Source organism: Mesorhizobium zhangyense, from assembly GCF_011045115.1.
Taxonomy (GTDB): Bacteria; Pseudomonadota; Alphaproteobacteria; order Rhizobiales; family Rhizobiaceae; genus Mesorhizobium_M; species Mesorhizobium_M zhangyense.
In genome coordinates, this window is record NZ_JAAKZG010000008.1 from 50,692 (window position 1) to 67,180 (window position 16,489).

General features: G+C 60.3%; 12 protein-coding genes and 1 tRNA gene. 7 read left to right on the forward strand and 6 right to left on the reverse strand.

What is annotated here, in order from left to right; all coding sequences use genetic code 11:
• The first annotated feature begins 7 nt into the window (after positions 1–7).
• The 3 genes from G6N74_RS18855 to G6N74_RS18865 are packed head-to-tail and all read left to right on the forward strand — an operon-like array spanning position 8 to position 4,879.
• Complete coding sequence (locus G6N74_RS18855; RefSeq protein ID WP_165119501.1) at positions 8–1,165, forward strand: efflux RND transporter periplasmic adaptor subunit; 1,158 nt, start codon at positions 8–10, stop codon at positions 1,163–1,165.
• Positions 1,165–4,317: an efflux RND transporter permease subunit gene (locus G6N74_RS18860; protein ID WP_165119502.1), complete on the forward strand. Its 3,153-nt coding sequence runs from the start codon at positions 1,165–1,167 to the stop codon at positions 4,315–4,317. The genes G6N74_RS18855 and G6N74_RS18860 overlap by 1 nt, the downstream gene beginning before the upstream one ends.
• Positions 4,318–4,351: 34 nt before the next feature.
• On the forward strand, positions 4,352–4,879 hold the full coding sequence (locus G6N74_RS18865; protein ID WP_246245812.1) for a TetR/AcrR family transcriptional regulator: 528 nt from the start codon (positions 4,352–4,354) through the stop codon (positions 4,877–4,879).
• A 189-nt stretch (positions 4,880–5,068) separates the two neighbouring features.
• On the opposite strand, the gene G6N74_RS18870 is transcribed toward G6N74_RS18865, so the two are convergent.
• Both G6N74_RS18870 and G6N74_RS18875 read right to left on the reverse strand, forming a co-directional pair.
• Positions 5,069–6,196 (reverse strand): porin, encoded by a 1,128-nt coding sequence (locus G6N74_RS18870; protein WP_165119503.1) that lies wholly within the window; start codon positions 6,194–6,196, stop codon positions 5,069–5,071.
• Positions 6,197–6,727: 531 nt separating this feature from the next.
• A complete protein-coding gene (locus G6N74_RS18875) occupies positions 6,728–7,732 on the reverse strand; it encodes a helix-turn-helix domain-containing protein (protein WP_165119504.1) in 1,005 nt (334 codons plus the stop codon).
• A gap of 541 nt (positions 7,733–8,273) precedes the next feature.
• Between G6N74_RS18875 and G6N74_RS18880 the strand changes: the two genes are divergently transcribed.
• A complete protein-coding gene (locus G6N74_RS18880; RefSeq protein ID WP_165119505.1) occupies positions 8,274–9,329 on the forward strand; it encodes an SEL1-like repeat protein in 1,056 nt (351 codons plus the stop codon).
• Positions 9,330–9,713: 384 nt separating this feature from the next.
• Here the strand turns inward: G6N74_RS18880 and G6N74_RS18885 are convergent.
• From G6N74_RS18885 to G6N74_RS18900, 4 genes are all read right to left on the reverse strand, one after another.
• Positions 9,714–9,790, reverse strand: a tRNA-Arg gene (locus G6N74_RS18885).
• A gap of 210 nt (positions 9,791–10,000) precedes the next feature.
• The gene (locus tag G6N74_RS18890) at positions 10,001–11,494 is read right to left on the reverse strand and encodes a sensor histidine kinase (RefSeq protein WP_165119506.1); all 1,494 of its coding nucleotides are present in this window, start codon (positions 11,492–11,494) and stop codon (positions 10,001–10,003) included.
• A 34-nt stretch (positions 11,495–11,528) separates the two neighbouring features.
• On the reverse strand, positions 11,529–12,956 hold the full coding sequence (locus tag G6N74_RS18895) for a dihydrolipoyl dehydrogenase family protein (RefSeq protein ID WP_165119507.1): 1,428 nt from the start codon (positions 12,954–12,956) through the stop codon (positions 11,529–11,531).
• 61 nt (positions 12,957–13,017) lie between these two features.
• Positions 13,018–13,788 (reverse strand): TVP38/TMEM64 family protein, encoded by a 771-nt coding sequence (locus tag G6N74_RS18900; RefSeq protein ID WP_312857896.1) that lies wholly within the window; start codon positions 13,786–13,788, stop codon positions 13,018–13,020.
• Between the two features lie 343 nt (positions 13,789–14,131).
• On the opposite strand from G6N74_RS18900, the gene rpmH reads away from it, so the two are divergent.
• The 3 genes from rpmH to yidC are packed head-to-tail and all read left to right on the forward strand — an operon-like array spanning position 14,132 to position 16,465.
• Positions 14,132–14,266 carry a 50S ribosomal protein L34 gene (gene rpmH, locus G6N74_RS18905; protein WP_008833937.1) on the forward strand — a complete coding sequence of 45 codons (135 nt, stop codon included), beginning with the start codon at positions 14,132–14,134 and terminating at the stop codon, positions 14,264–14,266.
• Positions 14,267–14,311: 45 nt separating this feature from the next.
• Entirely contained in the window at positions 14,312–14,638 is a 327-nt protein-coding gene (gene rnpA / locus G6N74_RS18910; RefSeq protein WP_376767729.1) for a ribonuclease P protein component, read from the forward strand.
• Between the two features lie 9 nt (positions 14,639–14,647).
• Positions 14,648–16,465 (forward strand): membrane protein insertase YidC, encoded by a 1,818-nt coding sequence (gene yidC, locus G6N74_RS18915; protein ID WP_165119508.1) that lies wholly within the window; start codon positions 14,648–14,650, stop codon positions 16,463–16,465.
• The last annotated feature ends 24 nt before the right edge of the window (positions 16,466–16,489 follow it).

Below are 16,489 nucleotides of genomic sequence, written 5' to 3' on the forward strand. Positions count from 1 at the left end.
GTGCATCATGAAATTGTTGTCCTCCACCAATCGAATCATAGCCGTCCTGGCTGTCAGCACCAGCCTTCTAACGGCAATGCCCAATATTTCCTCGGCGCAGCAAGCCGGTGCGCCCCCGCCCCCCGCGGTCGAAGTCACGACCGTTACCGCACGGGAAGTGCCGCTCGACTACACCTATGCCGGCCGCGTCTCCGCCTTCCGTGAAGTCGAAGTCCGTGCCCAGGTCGGTGGTATCCTGAAAGAACGAGCCTATGTGGAAGGTGCCCGGGTGAAAGCCGGCGACGTCCTCTTCCGTATCGATCCGGCCAGCTTCGAGGCAGAAGCCGCGCGCGCTTCTGCGCAGTTGCAGACGGCGCAGGCACAGCTTTCCCAAGCCAAGCGCGATCAACAGCGGGCCTCAGAACTGCTCGATCGCAAGGTGGGTTCGCAAAAGACCTTCGATGACGCGAAATCCGCCGTGGAACTGGCGCAGGCTGCCGTCGCGGTGGCGGCTGCTCAGGTGAAGACTGCCCAGATCAATCTCGACCATGCCACGGTGCGGGCGCCGATCGATGGCGTCACCAGTCTCGATGTCGTGCCGGAAGGCAGCCTGATCGGCACCGGCGGCAGCGACAGTCTGCTGACCCGGATTACCCGTCTTGATCCCGTCTACGTCAACTTCTCCTACGCTAGTGAAGATGCAGCCGAAATCCGGCGCATCATCGACCAGAACGGTTCGGATGACGGCAAGCTTTCCGCCTTGATCGTTTTCGGCGACGGCACTGCACTCGACCGCAAGGGCGTGATCGACTTCACCGCGCCGAGCCTCGACACCCAGACCGGAACGATGCGGGTTCGCGCCGTCTTCGACAATCCCGATTCCCGCCTGATCCCGGGCCAGTTCGTCCGCATCAGGATTGGCGGCTTGACAGTACCTTCGGCCATCGTCGTGCCGGAGGTGGCCGTCATGCAGGGGCCGGACGGCAAGTTCGTCTACACCGTAGACGATAGCCAGACCGCGGCCATGCAGCCGATTACGACAGGCCGCTCCGTCGAGGATGGGTGGATCGTCACCAACGGCCTGAAAGCGGGCGACCGTATCGTCACCAGCGGCGTTATCAAGGTGCGTCCCGGCACGCGCGTTGCAGCCACCAAATCCATACTCCAGACAGCCCAGGCCGAGTAATGAACCACCGTTTCTTCATTGACCGGCCGGTCTTTGCGGCGGTCATCTCTATCGTCATCGTACTGGCCGGCGTTGTCGCCATGCGCGTGCTTCCGATCGCGCAATATCCGGAATTGACGCCGCCGCAGGTCGTGGTGTCGGCGACCTATCCGGGCGCCAGTGCCGAGGTCCTGACGCAAACCGTTGCCGCTCCCCTGGAGGAGCAGATCAACGGCGTCGAAAACATGCTTTACATGCAGTCGATCAACTCGGGCTCAGGCACCATGCGGCTGATCGTGACCTTCGCAACGGGCACGGACGCGGATCAGGCCACCATCAATGTCAACAACCGCGTTCAGCGTGCGGTTTCGTCCCTGCCGCAGGAGGTCCAGCGTCTGGGCGTTTTGGTCAACAAACAATCGAGTTCGATTCTGGCGGTTATCTCGCTCAATTCGTCGAACGCGCAGTATGATTCCGTCTATCTCGCGAACTACGCGCTGCTTAATGTCATCGACGAATTGAAGCGCACACCCGGCGTTGGCGATTCGAATTTGTTCAGCCGCGAGAACTATTCCATGCGTGTCTGGCTGCGGCCGGACAAGCTCGCGCAGTACAACCTCACAACCACCGACGTCGCTACGGCCATCACCGAGCAGAACGCGCAATACTCGGCCGGTCGCGTCGGTGATCCGCCGACGCAAGGCAAGCTCTCTTACTCCTACGCGGTGACGACCGACGGTCGCCTGCCCGATGCGGAAGCATTTGGCAATATCATATTGCGTGCCGACGAAAACGCGGCGACGCTGCGCCTCAAGGACGTCGCGCGCATAGAGCTTGGCGCCCAGGACTACAGCTTCCGCGCCATCCAGGCCGGAAAGCCGACGGTTCCGATCGGCATCTACCTGCAACCGGGTGCCAACGCGCTCAACACGATGGCGGCGGTTGAAGCGCGCCTCGACGAATTGGCGACACGGTTTCCCGATGGGGTCACCTACGAAATTCCCTACGACACGACGCTGTTCGTGCAGGAGTCCATCAATGAAGTCATAAAGACCTTCATCGAAGCGCTCGTCCTCGTCGTGGTCGTGGTCTTCGTCTTCCTGCAGAACTGGCGGGCAACGCTCATCCCGCTCATCGCCGTGCCGGTCTCCATCCTCGGCACCTTCGCCGGCATGTATATGCTGGGCTTCTCGATCAACATGCTCACACTGTTCGGCCTGGTCCTGGCCATCGGCATCGTCGTCGACGACGCCATCGTGGTGCTGGAGAACGTCGAGCGCATCATGACGACGGAGAAGCTTCCGCCGCGCGAGGCCGCCATCAAGGCGATGGGCGAAGTGACCGGGCCGGTCATCGCCATTGTCCTCGTGCTGGTCTCCGTCTTCGTGCCGGTCGCATTCATGGGTGGTCTCGCCGGCGAAATGTATCGCCAGTTCGCGATCACCATCGCCGTCTCGGTGACGCTCTCCGGTGTCGTCGCGCTGACGCTGACGCCCGCCCTATGTGCAATTCTTCTCAAGCCGGGCCATCATGAACCGTGGGCGCCGTTCCGCTGGTTCAATCGCGCCTTCGATTGGCTCACGTCGGCCTACACGGCCGGTGTCCGTTTCTTCCTGAAACGCGCGCTTCTTGCCCTCACGCTGTTTGCCATCATGGTCGGCGCGATGGCCCATCTGTTCAACACGGTGCCGAGTGCATTGGTGCCGAACGAGGATCAAGGCGTGATCCTTGCGGTCGGCATCCTGCCGCCAGCCGCCTCGCTCGCGCGGACCAGCGAGGTCATGTCGACCGTCAGCGACAACGTCATGAAGAATCCGGCGGTTGAGAACGTTCTGGCTTTTTCCGGCTACGACCTGCTGGCCGGCTCGCAATCGCCGAGTGCTGGCGCTGCCTTCATCAAGCTGAAGGACTGGTCGGAACGCAAGGCGCCTGAACTCGATGCACGCGTTCTGCCCGGAGCGGTCATGGGGATGAACGCCGGCATCCAGGATGGTATGGTGCTCGCCTTCAACCCGCCTCCGATCCAGGGGCTGAGCACGACCGGCGGCTTCGAGCTTTACGTTCAGGACCGCACCGGCGCCGGCGCTCAGGCGCTGATGAACGCAACGCAGCAGATCGTTACCGCTGCCGCGGAACACCCGGAACTCGCCAATGTGCGCACGACGATGTCGATGAATGTGCCGCAATACAAGATCGACGTCGATCGTGAAAAAGCGACTGCGCTTGGCGTGCCGCTTTCGTCGGTGTTCTCCACCATGCAGGCGACATTCGGCAGCGTCTATGTCAACGACTTCACGCTCTACGGTCGCAACTTCCAGGTCAAGCTGCAGTCGGAGGCCAACTTCCGCGAAAAGCCCGAGGACCTGAGCCAGATCTTCGTGCGGTCGCAGACCAGCAGCGCAATGATCCCGCTCGACAGCCTGGTCACGGTCAAGCGCGTGATCGGTCCTGATCTTCTCGAGCGCTTCAACAACTTCCCGGCCGCCAAGATCATGGGCGACCCGGCTCCCGGCTATTCATCGGGGCAGGCATTGCAGGCGATCCAGAAGGTTGCGGCAACTGCCCTGCCGGAAGGCTACACCGTTGCCTGGACCGGCACGGCCTACCAGGAAATCGAAACCGGCGGCACCGGCATGCAGGCGCTGCTCTTCGGCATCGTCATGGTATTCCTGATCCTTGCCGCCCAGTATGAGCGCTGGTCGCTTCCGCTTGCCGTCATCCTCGCGGTGCCTTTCGCGCTGTTCGGAGCACTGGTGGCGATCTGGCTGCGCGGGTTAAGCAACGACGTCTACTTCCAGATCGGCCTTGTGACGTTGATCGGCCTGGCCGCGAAAAACGCCATCCTGATCGTCGAGTTCGCGGTGCTGAAGCGGCAAGAGGGCCTTAGTGCCTTCGACGCCGCTCTCGAGGCTGCGCGCCTGCGTTTCCGTCCGATCATCATGACGTCGCTTGCCTTCATTCTGGGCGTGCTGCCGCTGGCGATCAGCACGGGAGCGGGCTCAGCCAGCCGTCACTCGATCGGCACGGGCGTCATCGGCGGAATGCTCGCGGCGACGTTCCTTGCCATCTTCCTCATTCCGCTGTTCTTCAAGCTGATCGGCGGCCGGGACAAGAGGCGGGTTGATGCACCGCAGCCGGTCGGCGGGCATGAGGCGGGGGCAAGCATCCAGTGACCGGGCACGGGCTGGAGTTTGCCGGCTGCCAGACTTGTTAGAGACACAGCAGCGTCGAACCAGGCGACCCGAAGGATCGGCGACGCGGGATGCCGCCCGCAACAGCAGGGGCGGCATCCTTTCCGTTGCCGAAACGATACTCGCCGAGAGCGGTGGTTCGGCACTGACCATCGATGCGGTGGCAAAGGCAGCCGGCCTCAGCAAAGGCGGCGTGCTCTATCACTTCCCGTCCAAGGCATCCCTTATCGAGGCGCTGATCGACCGCTCAATCGCGGCGATCGACGCCGTGTTCCTGGCCGCGGAAAAGGGGAGGGCGACCAGCGGAGACACTACGACACCTTACGCGGTGATACGCCGGCACCTCGAGAGGCAACCGATAGAGTTGCATTCGTGCCTGATGTCACTCACGAATGCGAGCGCCCTTGAAATCTACCGACGGAAGCTTCTTGAGCTTGCCGGACAGCGTCTGGCAGCCGGCATCGATCGGGCGAGTATAGACACCGTTCTTATCCTGCTTTTCGGTGTCCTCGGCAAAAGGTTGCTGCGTTTCGAACTCCGGTGAACCAGCCTGTCTGATCCGGTCGTGCAGAGATGTAATCGCGACACGGTGAACTGCACTTTCTGCACTTAAGCCAATGTCAGAGCATGCTTGTGCTTTTGACTTGTTCTTACACTCAAGAAGCTGTCTTACAAAAAAAGCCCGCGACCATACTGGTCACGGGCCTTACTTCAACCTTGGTTGTGAAGCCGATTAGAAGTTGCGCTGGAAGCGGAGGAAGCCGCCGACGCCGTCGTCGATCTTGACCTTGTCGTCCGTGTGAGCGGAGAAGTAGGTCACTTCCGGGGTGATCTTCAGGCCCGGAACGAGTTCGTAGGCCACGTTGGCAGCAACGGTGACGTCTTCGTTCTCGAAGTAGGATGCCTGAAGGTTGAAGGTAGCCTTTTCGTTCAGCTTGGCCGAACCACCGCCCCAGACAGCCCAGTTGCCGCCCCAGGTCTTGTACCAGCTGCGGGTGACATTGTCGTCAGAGCCATAGCCGGCCATGACCCACAGGTTGATGGTCTCCGTGGCTTTGACATCGAGGCGAACCTTGCCAGCCCATTCCTCGTAGACCGAGTCGTAGCCGACGACGCCGGACACGCCACCCCAGCCCTGCGTATAAGCAGCGCCGACAACGACGTGCGGAATGTAGTCGTCGAGCGTGTAATCCTCGGTGCCTTCTTCAAGAGCGACTGCAGCCGAGAAACCGTTCGCGCCAGTGTAGGTGTATGAGATCTGGTGCGTGTCCCACGGACCATAACCACCGAGCATGTCGTCAGCAATCACATCGCCGGCATAGAGATTGTTGACCAGGGTCGTGAACATCGAGTCGGTCTTGCCAACGCGGAAGCCGCCGAGTTCGATGTAGGCGTGGTTCATTTTGGCGGTGGTGCCGCCGGCAAAGGAATCACCACCCGTCGTCTCACCGTCTGCACGGCCGACAATCCTGGAATCCCAGTCGAAGTTGAGGTGCATGTAAGCACGCAAGGTACCAAGTTCGGTTTCCGAACGAGCATCGAGCTGAATGGCTGCGCGAGCACGCTTGTAATAGGTGTCGTTCAGGCCGTCACCCATCTTGTCATTAATATCGTTCAGACCGCCATATCCTGCGCCGTAGGAAGGCCGGTCACCAACGCCGATGTCATAGCGCAGGTAGCCACCGACACGCAGGCAGGTTTCGGTACCGGGGATGTAGTAGAAGCCGGCGCCGTAAACGTCGCAGACGCGGACGTATTCCATAGGCTCCGGCTCGGCGACGACGACAGCGTCGGCCGCGCGGGCGCCTGAGACTGCGGTGAGGGCCGCAGCTGAAGCCAGTAATATCCCTCGCATAGTCATATCAATTATTCTCCAGTTGAAATTTGTAGACGAGCTAAAAACGCCGCCATCCAATGCCTACCTTTAACGTCGGCACTGGATCAAAGGACAAGATTGGGGGTATCTAACGGAGGGCTAAGCGTGACAATTCTGCAACGCATTCGGAGCGCCGGCAGTGGTGACGGAAGTGCGTTAAGTGTCTGTAATCTTATGAAAAATAGACATTCCATGAAATGGAGAACGCTGCGGCTTCCATTGGGGGCGTTCGCCAATTTCCGCAGGCCGAGGCGCTCGGGAAAGGCTGCGCATTCAATGTTGGCTAATCTTAGTCTAGCTTATTCTCTCAGGAAGACAATTTTCTGAAAAACAAGAACCAAATATGTTCTTTGACTGGCCATATGCATGGGAGCAGTATGAGGCTGCATCTCGCTCGCGTAGAAGGACTGCCTGAGCTGGAATGCGGTTGATGCGTTCTGACCTCCAGTCAACGCACCAAAGCCCCGCTCTTCGCTGAGCGGGGCTTCTTTCGTTCAGGGTCTGAGATGGAAGATTCTATTGAACGCGAAACGGGTCTATGGGAAGCAGGTCGTAGTCACCATTGGCGAGATGAAGGTCGAACTGCGCTCGCGCGACATTGAGTGCAACGATGTTCTCAAAGAATGCCTCAAGTGGTGGCAGTATCTGAACGCGACGGCCGCCGTCTTCCAGCAGGCGCACAAACCCACCGGCTTCGGCTTTCTTCATCAGGCGTCTTACGTGTGTTCTCGACAATCCAAACAGGGATCCGACTTCTTCGAAGGGGAACTCGACGGTATCTTCAACTGAGGACTGGCCTGTATCTTTCAGAGACATCAGCTTGAGCAGCAGTATCTTTCCGCCATCGGAAGTGTCGAATATCAGTGAGCCTGGAAGATCGCGGGCAAATGAATCGGTGATCAGCAGAGAATGAATGCTGTTGGCAAAGCAGCGCTCCAGGACATCGTCATTGGCATCGATCAATTCACGATATTTCCTGGCGGGGAACAGCGCGTCAGCAACGGTGAGGTTGGCACGAAGAAAGCTCTCGACTTCCTTTATGAGTTGCTCCGTGGGTCGAATGCTTCGCCATCGGCGATCCTTGGAATTTTCCGAGCGAGTTACCAGGCCGACACGCTCCAAAAGCACAACATTTGCCGCAGTGGTATTCCTGCTGCACAGGTTCATCTCGGTTGTCAGGTTTTGTATGGAGGAGAGGAAGGGGCCGGTCTTTTCCGTTTGTTCGAAATACAAGGATAGAATTGCGGTGCAGATCGTCTGTCGCGCAACGTTGGCGATCGCTCTGTTGATCAGATAGCGTCCTTTGTACAGGTCCACCATGCTGCGGGCATAGTCCGCTGCCGCCGCCGAGAAAGCGGGATTGCACCTCAGTATGCGCATGCGCTGCTTGAACCACTCCACACCCGTCTCTTGACTGATGAGCCGCTCGACCTGCGCATGCTCAAGGTAGCGGACAGGTAGATTCATCGTGAAGGTCTCCATTGCGGTGGCTGATGTTGTCTCAAGGAGCAACGAAGCCACTGCGGTTATCCAAATGCATTCGAAGCTGAGTTACGCGCAAGCTCTTGCTGGTCGTTCTTCAGGATCCCACCGAACGCCGGACAATTGGACCTGACGGCTATGTGACAGCCGCCCGCTTGAAGCTGGATGCTCATCCCCGTGTGCGGGATTTAAGTATGGCTTGAGCAGCGTTCAATGTTGCTTCCGCAGCCTTAGACGATGCATTGGCTCACACAGGCTGCACGCGAACTGCATGATGACGAAAACGTGTTCAAAAAGTGCCGCAAATCGGGCGGTCAGGAGAGTGTCTCTGCGACCGATTTGTTTCGGATCAACTTCTCGTTACTCTGTGTCGCCTCAGCCCTTCTCGGTGTCAGCTGCGAGCCTCAATTCAACTGTGGTGTCTGATTGGTGAGCTTCGGCCTTGGAACGTGTTCGCGGGCTCTGTCGGCAGGAGCCGTTACAACGTGCGGTCCGATTCGCCGCCTGCAGGCTTGCAGGTTCCCGCGGGAGTCTGTAGGCGCTAGGCGCCTGATATCCGTAGCGTGATGGAGTGAACACGTTGAAACTGAAGGTTGCGATTCTTGCCGTTGGTCTGGCTTTTTCCCTGGCGACATACGCCCACGCTGACGATGGCACGGTGGCCTTCGACAAGGGTGAATATGAGGCAGCACTAAAGTACTGGCAGCCGTTGGCGGACAAAGGGGAAGCGGCCGCGCAATACGGCCTCGGGCTTTTGTACGAAGGCGGAACCGGTGTCGATCAGGACGCCGCCAAGGCGCTCGATCTCTACAGGAAATCCGCGGACCAAGGCTATGCCCTGGGGCAGAACGCGCTGGGTCATATGTATCAGATAGGCTTCGGCGTTGAAGAAGATCCGGCGCAAGCCGTCGCCTGGTTCCGCAAGGCTGCCGATCAGGGACTTGCAAAGGGCCAGCGCAATCTGGGTTTCATGTATTCCAACGGCATTGGCGTCGAGGAGGATGATGCGCAGGCCCTTGCGTGGTTTAGCAAGGCCGCAGACCAGAATGATGCATGGGCTCAATACTATCTCGGCAACGTCTATTTGAATGGCTACGGCGTTGAGCAGGATGACGCGCAGGCGGTGGCCTGGTATCGCAAGGCAGCCGAGCAGGACAATGTCGAAGCCCAGAATACGCTTGGGCTTTCCTATGAGCTTGGCAACGGTGTTTCCCAAAGCGATGAAGACGCGGTTATCTGGTATCGCAAGGCCGCGGAACAGGGCGATGCCCGCTCGCAGATGAGCATCGGCAACATGTATCTCGAAGGTCGCGGCGGTCTGCCGGAAGATGCGGCCCAAGCTGTCGAATGGTATCGGAAGGCGGCGGACCAGGGCTATGACGTCGCCCAGGACAATCTGGGGCTCCAATATGCGGCGGGCAACGGCGTCCCCAAGGATGAAGTCCAGGCCCTTACCTTGTTCCAGATGGCTGCAGAGCAAGGATATGCGAAATCGCAATACAATCTCGGCGTTATGTACAATCTGGGGTCAGGAGTTCCCAAAGATATGGACAAGGCGATCTACTGGTGGCGTCTGGCAGCCGACCAGGACTTGGAAAGCGCGAAGGAAGCCCTCGAGGCCGCCGGGGCCAAGTAAAGGCTGCGGCCGGCTTTCTTTGTCATGCTTGCTCCAAGGACCTGGGTCGGCGTGGGAGGGAAGAGTGGTTCGACAAGATCTGACACTGACCGAGACGCCACACAGCTGAGCAACCGCTCCTGAAGGCCCATCTCGGCCGGAAGCAGACTGATCTCCGAACTCTGGCGCCACTGGCGGGCAAAAGTTCGAGATGGATACGGGCAAGGCCGGCGGCGCTCGGCGTCGTCCCGAGACCGGCAGAAGAGACCCTGGTGGATTGCACAGAACGCTTCGCCACAACGAGAGGCTGATCAAGCTGGCTTGTGCGCTTAAGCCGGAATAGCCGGACAGAACGCCCAATGAGAAGCAGCCGGTGCCGAGTCTCGTTCCTTGGAGTAGAAAATATGGCGCGCCCGAAAGGATTCGAACCTCTGACCCCCAGATTCGTAGTCTGGTGCTCTATCCAGCTGAGCTACGGGCGCGCAATCGACCGTGTCCGACACGATCGCCGCTGGCAGGGATTTTGTCCCCACCGCGATGAGAAGTGCTACCTAGCGATTGAAGGAATGAAAAGCAAGCGGGTGCCGGCAAACTTTTTTCGTCGTTGAAATCGGTCCACAGCCTGCGCGCGTCTGACATGCTGTCATAGCGACACTGCGCCGGCACCAGCAGCCGGCCCGTGCCGCATAGTCTCAAGCTGGCCTGCGCAGGTGATGGCGCGCTTCGTCGAGGCGGACGGGCTGATCGGGTATGGTCACGGAGAATACGGTGCGGCCGCCGACGCTTTCGACGAGGTCGAGCGCGCCGCCATGGGCACGCACCAGTTCGTGGGCGATCGCCAGCCCAAGGCCGGTTCCGCCGCTGCGTGCCGAACCACGGAAAGCGGCGAAAAGGTTCTCGCGGGCCTTTTGCGGCAGGCCAGGCCCCGTATCGGTGACCAGGATGCGGCTGACGCTACCCGTACGGTCGGCCGCAACCGAGAGCCGACGGACGATGGCGCCCTCGGTGTCGGAAGCCATCGCCTGGATAGAGTTGCGGCACAGATTGGTGAGCACCCGCACCAGCTGTTCCGAATCGGCATCCACCTCGAAATTCGCCTCGACGTCGTTGATGAACTCGATCTCGCCTTCGGGATCGATGCCGAGCAGGCCCTGCACATCCTCGACCGTCTGCCGCAACCGCAGCCGCCGGCGCGATGGCGGCGCCTCCTGCGTGCGGCCGTAGGTCAGCACGCCTTCAGAATAGGAAACGGCACGGTCGAGCGCGCGCACCAGCCTGGGCACCAGGGATTGGACGGTGGGGTCCCGCACCAGCCCCAGCCGGTCCGACATCAGTTGCGCCGAGGCCAGTATGTTGCGCATGTCGTGGTTGATCTTCGAGACAGCCAGGCCGAGGTCGGCAAGATGGCGCTGCTCGTTGAGCGTCTTTTGCAGGCGCTGCTGCATGTCCGAAAGCTTGCGCTCGGCAACGCCGATCTCGTCGCCACGGTCTTCCGGTTCGATGATGCGGCTCGGATCGTCCGGCGCCTGCGAAAAGGCCAGCATCGACTGCGTCATGGCACGGATCGGGCGGATCATGATCCGGTCGATGGCGTAGAAGACAAGCGTCGCGGTAAACAGCGAGATCAGCAGCGATAGGAAGGCGACGTTGCGCGAATAGACCAGCATCGCCTTGCGCAGCTTGTAGTCCGGAATGATCAGCTCAAATTCCTTCTCGCTGTCGCCGACGGGGCCAAACACGCGCAGCATGCGGTCGCCGCCGGTGAACAGGGTGCTCAGCGCACTGGTCATCGCTTCCATCGGGCCGGTATTGGCAAGGTCGATATGCTCGTCCACCTGCGGCGGCATTTTCGCGACGACCAGCAGGCGCGACACGCCGCCGTCGCGCACAGCGATCGCCTTGGCACCGATCGATCTCAACACGTCCTGCTGCACCTCGCGCGACAGGTCGGAGGGGTCGGTCTGAACGAGCACGATGGAAACGGCTGCGGCGGTGCCGAGTCGTTCTTCCAGCCAGCGCAATCGGAAATTGGCGATCGACGGCAGGAAGATCAGCACTTCCGCGATCAGCACGAAAATGATGGTGAGCACGAGCAGCTTGGTCGACAGCCCGCGCGAAAGGGGCACGGAGCGTCCCGTTTTCATGTCGGGGCTTTCATCGGCATCGCCAACGGTTTTGTCTGCCATCCGACCTGTCTCAAACTCTCGATTCGCCGCCTATCTAGCCGAAATGCCGTAGAAAGGCGACCAGGCGGCGAACCAGCTTCTTGCGCGTGGTGGGGGTAAAGTAGGTGATTGCGGCGCGTTTGCCAATTTCGCCCATGGTGGGATAAGGCGCGACGAAGCGGGCGATGTCGCGAACGTCGAGCTTCTTCGACAGCGCCAGCGCCCAGAAATTGATCATTTCGCCGGCGCCAGAACCGACGATCGAGACACCGAGGATTTTGCCTCTGGCGTCAGTCACCAGCTTGATATGGCCATGCGTCTTGCGCTCTGCCTGGGCGCGGTCGTTTTCGGCATAGGGCCAGCGCAACACGCGAATGGTCTTTTGCTTTTTGGCAGCCTCCGCTTCGGAAAGGCCGACATGGGCGATTTCCGGGTCGGTGAAGGTGACGCGCGGAATGATGTCGAGGTTCTCGCGCGCCGAAAGTCGGAACAGCATGGCGCGTATCACCAGCCCGGCATGATAGTTGGCGACATGGGTGAATTGCAGCGAGCCTGCAACATCGCCCACGGCATAGACGCGGCGGTTGCTGCTGCGCAGCGTGTCGTCCACCTTGATGCCCTTCTGGTCGAACAGGATGCCCGCCTTGTCGAGATCGAGCCCGGCGACATTGGCCAAGCGTCCTGCCGCCAGCAGAAGATGCGAGCCGTCGATCTTTTTAGCGCCGGCTGCAGTCTCCAGGAACAGGCGCACCCCGTCCTCGCCCAGGCTTTCGACGCGCGCGAGTTTTGCGCCTTCGCGGATATCGACCCCTTCGGCACGGATTTGCGCGAGCGCTATGGCTGAAATCTCGGGGTCTTCCTTGCCGAGCGCGCGCTCCGCCTCGATGACCGTTACGTCCGAACCAAGCCGGCGGTAAGCCTGCGCCAGTTCCATGCCGATCGGGCCGCCGCCAAGGATGACCAGATGGGCGGGGCGCTGCGTCAGGTCGAATACCGTCTCGTTGGTCAGGTAGCCGATGGAATCGAGCCCCGGTATCTGCGGGATCAGCGGCGAGGAGCCGGTCGCGACGACGAAGCGGCGGGCGCGGATTTCGACGTCGCCGGCAATGACCGTCCTGGCATCCCTAAAACGGGCTTCCGCCTCGATCACATGGACGCCGAGCGCGGCGAAACGTCCGACGGAATCATTGGGGGCGATCGATGCGATCACCTCTTGGATATGGCGATGTACCGCCTCGAAGTCGATTTCAGGCTCAGTTGGAGCTATGCCGAATTTTGCGCCGCCTCGCATGGCATGGGCCTGTTTCGCAGCCGCTATCAGCGCTTTGGAAGGCACGCAGCCATAGTTCAGGCAGTCGCCGCCCATCTTGCCTTTCTCGATCAGCACGACATGGACGCCGAAAGCTGCGGCGGCTGCCGCCACCGACAGACCGCCCGACCCGGCGCCGATCACACAGATGTCCGGGGTAAGCGTTTTGGTCATGAAGTCGCCTTGTGAAAGCAGGGCAGGAAGGCGGATGCGGATCGAGTTCCACTGCCGCGAGTCACGGCATGCGTGATATCCATGCCTTCTTTACGACGGCGGCTAGTGCCGCGACAAGCGCAAGGGCCACGAAGGCGATGGTGATCTGCGGTGTGACCAGGTCGCGTATGGTTGCCTGCTGGCCGGCGTTCCTGGCTGCGATCAGCACGCTGTCGCAACCCTGTCCGAGCCAGGCATAGGCGAATGCGCCCGGCATAATGCCTATGAAGGTTGCGACTATGTAGGTGCGCAGGCGCACCTTGAACAGCGCTGGCGCTATGTTGACGATGAAGAACGGAACGAACGGCGCTATGCGCAGCACGAGGAGATAGGCGAAGGCGTTCTTTTCGAAGCCGCGCGAGAGTTTGGTTGCCACGCTGCCGACACGCTCTCTCACATAGCCGGAGCAGAAGGTGCGCGCTGCCAAGAAGATGATCGTGGCGCCCACTGTCGCGCCGACAATGGCGAGCACGCCGCCAAACAGCCAGCCAAACAGGAAGCCGCCGAAGATCGTCAGGATGGATGCGGCTGGAAAGGAGAAGGCGACGGCAAGTGTATAGAGGACCACGAAGCCGAGCGGTGCGATGACGGGATTGGCCGCCACGAAGGCTTTCAGGGCCTGCCGGCTTTGGCCGAGATATTCCAGCGACAGATACTGGTGCCAGCCCAGTGCGTAGCCAAGCACGAGGCCTGCCGCGACGATTGCGAGCGGAACAAAATGCCAGCGGCCCGGTTCGGGCATGCCGCCATTGCAGTTTCCGCTCATATTGGCTCCGGCAGCCTTTTGGTTCACCGTCTCGCTTCCATCATCATCCTGCGCGGGTTACCGCGGCAAGAGGCCGGTCCGCCTGGGTTCAGTTGATAGACAAAAGCCGCCGAAGCAAGCTGTTCTCGTGTAAACTCACCGTCTATTGATCGCGTTTCACGAAAAGCTCACCCTGCCGTGACGGGCTTTACGGCTGACGCAGATGCCGCAATCCCGGCGATTGACTCAGCGAAACCTTCTTTCTATAAGCCCGCACACGCTCGGGCCCTTCGTCCGGCGCAATTTGCATTGCGCCAAGACAAGCCCGGCACAGCTCCTGTTACATGAGTGACAGATACAAGAAGGGCCGCACACCGCGGTATTAAAACAAATGAAGCGTACCTATCAGCCATCCAAGCTCGTCCGTAAGCGTCGGCACGGTTTCCGTGCGCGCATGGCCACCAAAGGTGGTCGCGGCGTCGTCGCAGCTCGCCGCAACCGCGGCCGCAAGCGGCTGTCCGCATAAGAAGAAGAGAAGAGACCGTTGCCGGATAACGGCAAGTCAGAATTTCTGCCTCCGCTGCGGCTTCGCAAGCGAGCTGAATTTCTTGCCGTCCGGCGTGGTGAAAAGCGCCGCGGGCGGCTTTTTCTCATGGAAGTCCTGGATCGCGGCGTGACGGAAGCGCCGCGTGTCGGCTTCACGGTCACCAAGAAGGTCGGAAATGCGGTTGTGCGCAATCGCATCCGCCGCCGCCTCAAGGAGGCGGTTCGCGTCCATGCCGCAGGTGACATGCAGCCTGGCAAGGACTATGTGATCGTCGGGCGGGAAGATATCCTGACGGCTCCTTTCGATGAGCTTGCTGCCGAGCTCAAACGACGAATTCGCGGAACGCGTTAAGGGTTTTCGATGGAAAACAACCGGAATTTCTTCATCACGATCGCGCTTTCGGTGCTGATCCTGACCCTGTGGCAGGTGTTCTACATGAACCCGCGCATCGAGCGCGAGCGTGAAGTCGCCCAGATCGAAGCCCAGCGCGTCGAGGCCGAAAAGAAGGCCCAGCAGCCAGCCGGGCAGGGCGCAACGGGCGCTGATGTGCCTGCTACGCCAGGCGCGGTTCCCGCTATTCCGGGCGTCGATGGCGCAACGGCTGCGAGCCGCGACCAGACCGTTGGTTCTTCGCAGCGCGTCAAGATCGATACGCCAAGCCTTGCCGGCTCGATCAATCTGACCGGCGCGCGCATCGACGATCTTCTCCTGAAGGATTATCACGTCACGGTCGACAAGACCTCGCCCGAGATCGATCTGCTCAATCCGGCCGCGTTGCCGAACGGCTACTACGCCGAGATCGGCTTCGTCGGCAGCGAGGCAACGGGCGCGGTGCCCGGTCCCGATACGGTCTGGACCGCTGACGCCGGCGCCACGCTGACGCCGACAACGCCCGTCACGCTGACCTACACGAACGACAAGAGCCTGACGTTCAAGCGCACGATCAGCATCGATTCCGACTACATGTTCACGGTCTCCGACACGGTTTCGAATGCCGGATCGGCACCGGTGACGCTCTCCAACTACGGCCGCGTCATCCGCTTCGACAAGCCGACGACTGCAAGCGTCTATGTGCTGCATGAAGGCCTGATCGGTGTGACCGGCGAAGAAGGCCTGCACGAAATCAAATATTCGTCCATCGAGAAGGACAAGCAGGTCGTTCCCGGCAAGTCGACCAATGGCTGGCTCGGCATCACCGACAAATACTGGGCCGTGGCCATGGTGCCTTCCGAGAAGCAGGCGTTCCAGCCGCGCTTCAGCTATTTCAGCGAAGGCCGTCCGCGCTATCAGTCCGACTATATGACCGACCCGCTGACCGTCGATGCCGGCCAGTCGGCGACCGTCGAGACGATGGTCTTCGCCGGCGCCAAGGAAGTGAACAAGATCAACGGTTATGAGAAGGACCGCAACATCCGCCAGTTCGACCTTCTGATCGACTGGGGCTGGTTCTATTTCATCACCAAGCCGATGTTCTGGCTGATCGATACGCTCTACAAGCTGCTTGGCAATTTCGGCCTCTCGATCCTCGCCACCACCGTCATCGTCAAGGCCATCTTCTTCCCGCTTGCCAACAAGTCCTACAAGTCCATGGCGAACATGAAGATGGTGCAGCCCAAGATGCTGGAAATCCGCGAGAAATACGCGGACGACAAGATGAAGCAGCAGCAGGCGATGATGGAGCTGTACAAGACGGAGAAGATCAATCCGCTGGCCGGCTGCTGGCCGGTGCTGATCCAGATCCCGGTGTTCTTCGCGCTCTACAAGGTGCTCTACATCACCATCGAAATGCGCCATGCGCCGTTCTTCGGCTGGATCCAGGATTTGGCCGCGCCCGATCCGACGTCGCTGTTCAACCTGTTCGGCCTGCTGCCGTTCATGGTGCCGCAGTACCTGCACATTGGCGTCTGGCCGCTCATCATGGGCATCACCATGTTCCTGCAGATGCGCATGAACCCGACGCCGCCGGACCCGACGCAGGCGATGATCTTCACCTGGATGCCGGTGATCTTCACCTTCATGCTGGCATCTTTCCCGGCGGGCCTCGTCATCTACTGGGCGTGGAACAACTCGCTGTCGATCCTGCAGCAGGGCGTCATCATGAAGCGCCAGGGCGCCAAGATCGAGCTATGGGACAACCTCGTCGCCTTGTTCAAGAAGAAACCGTCGCCCGCTGAATAGCGGGACCCCGATCGAAAAAAGCCC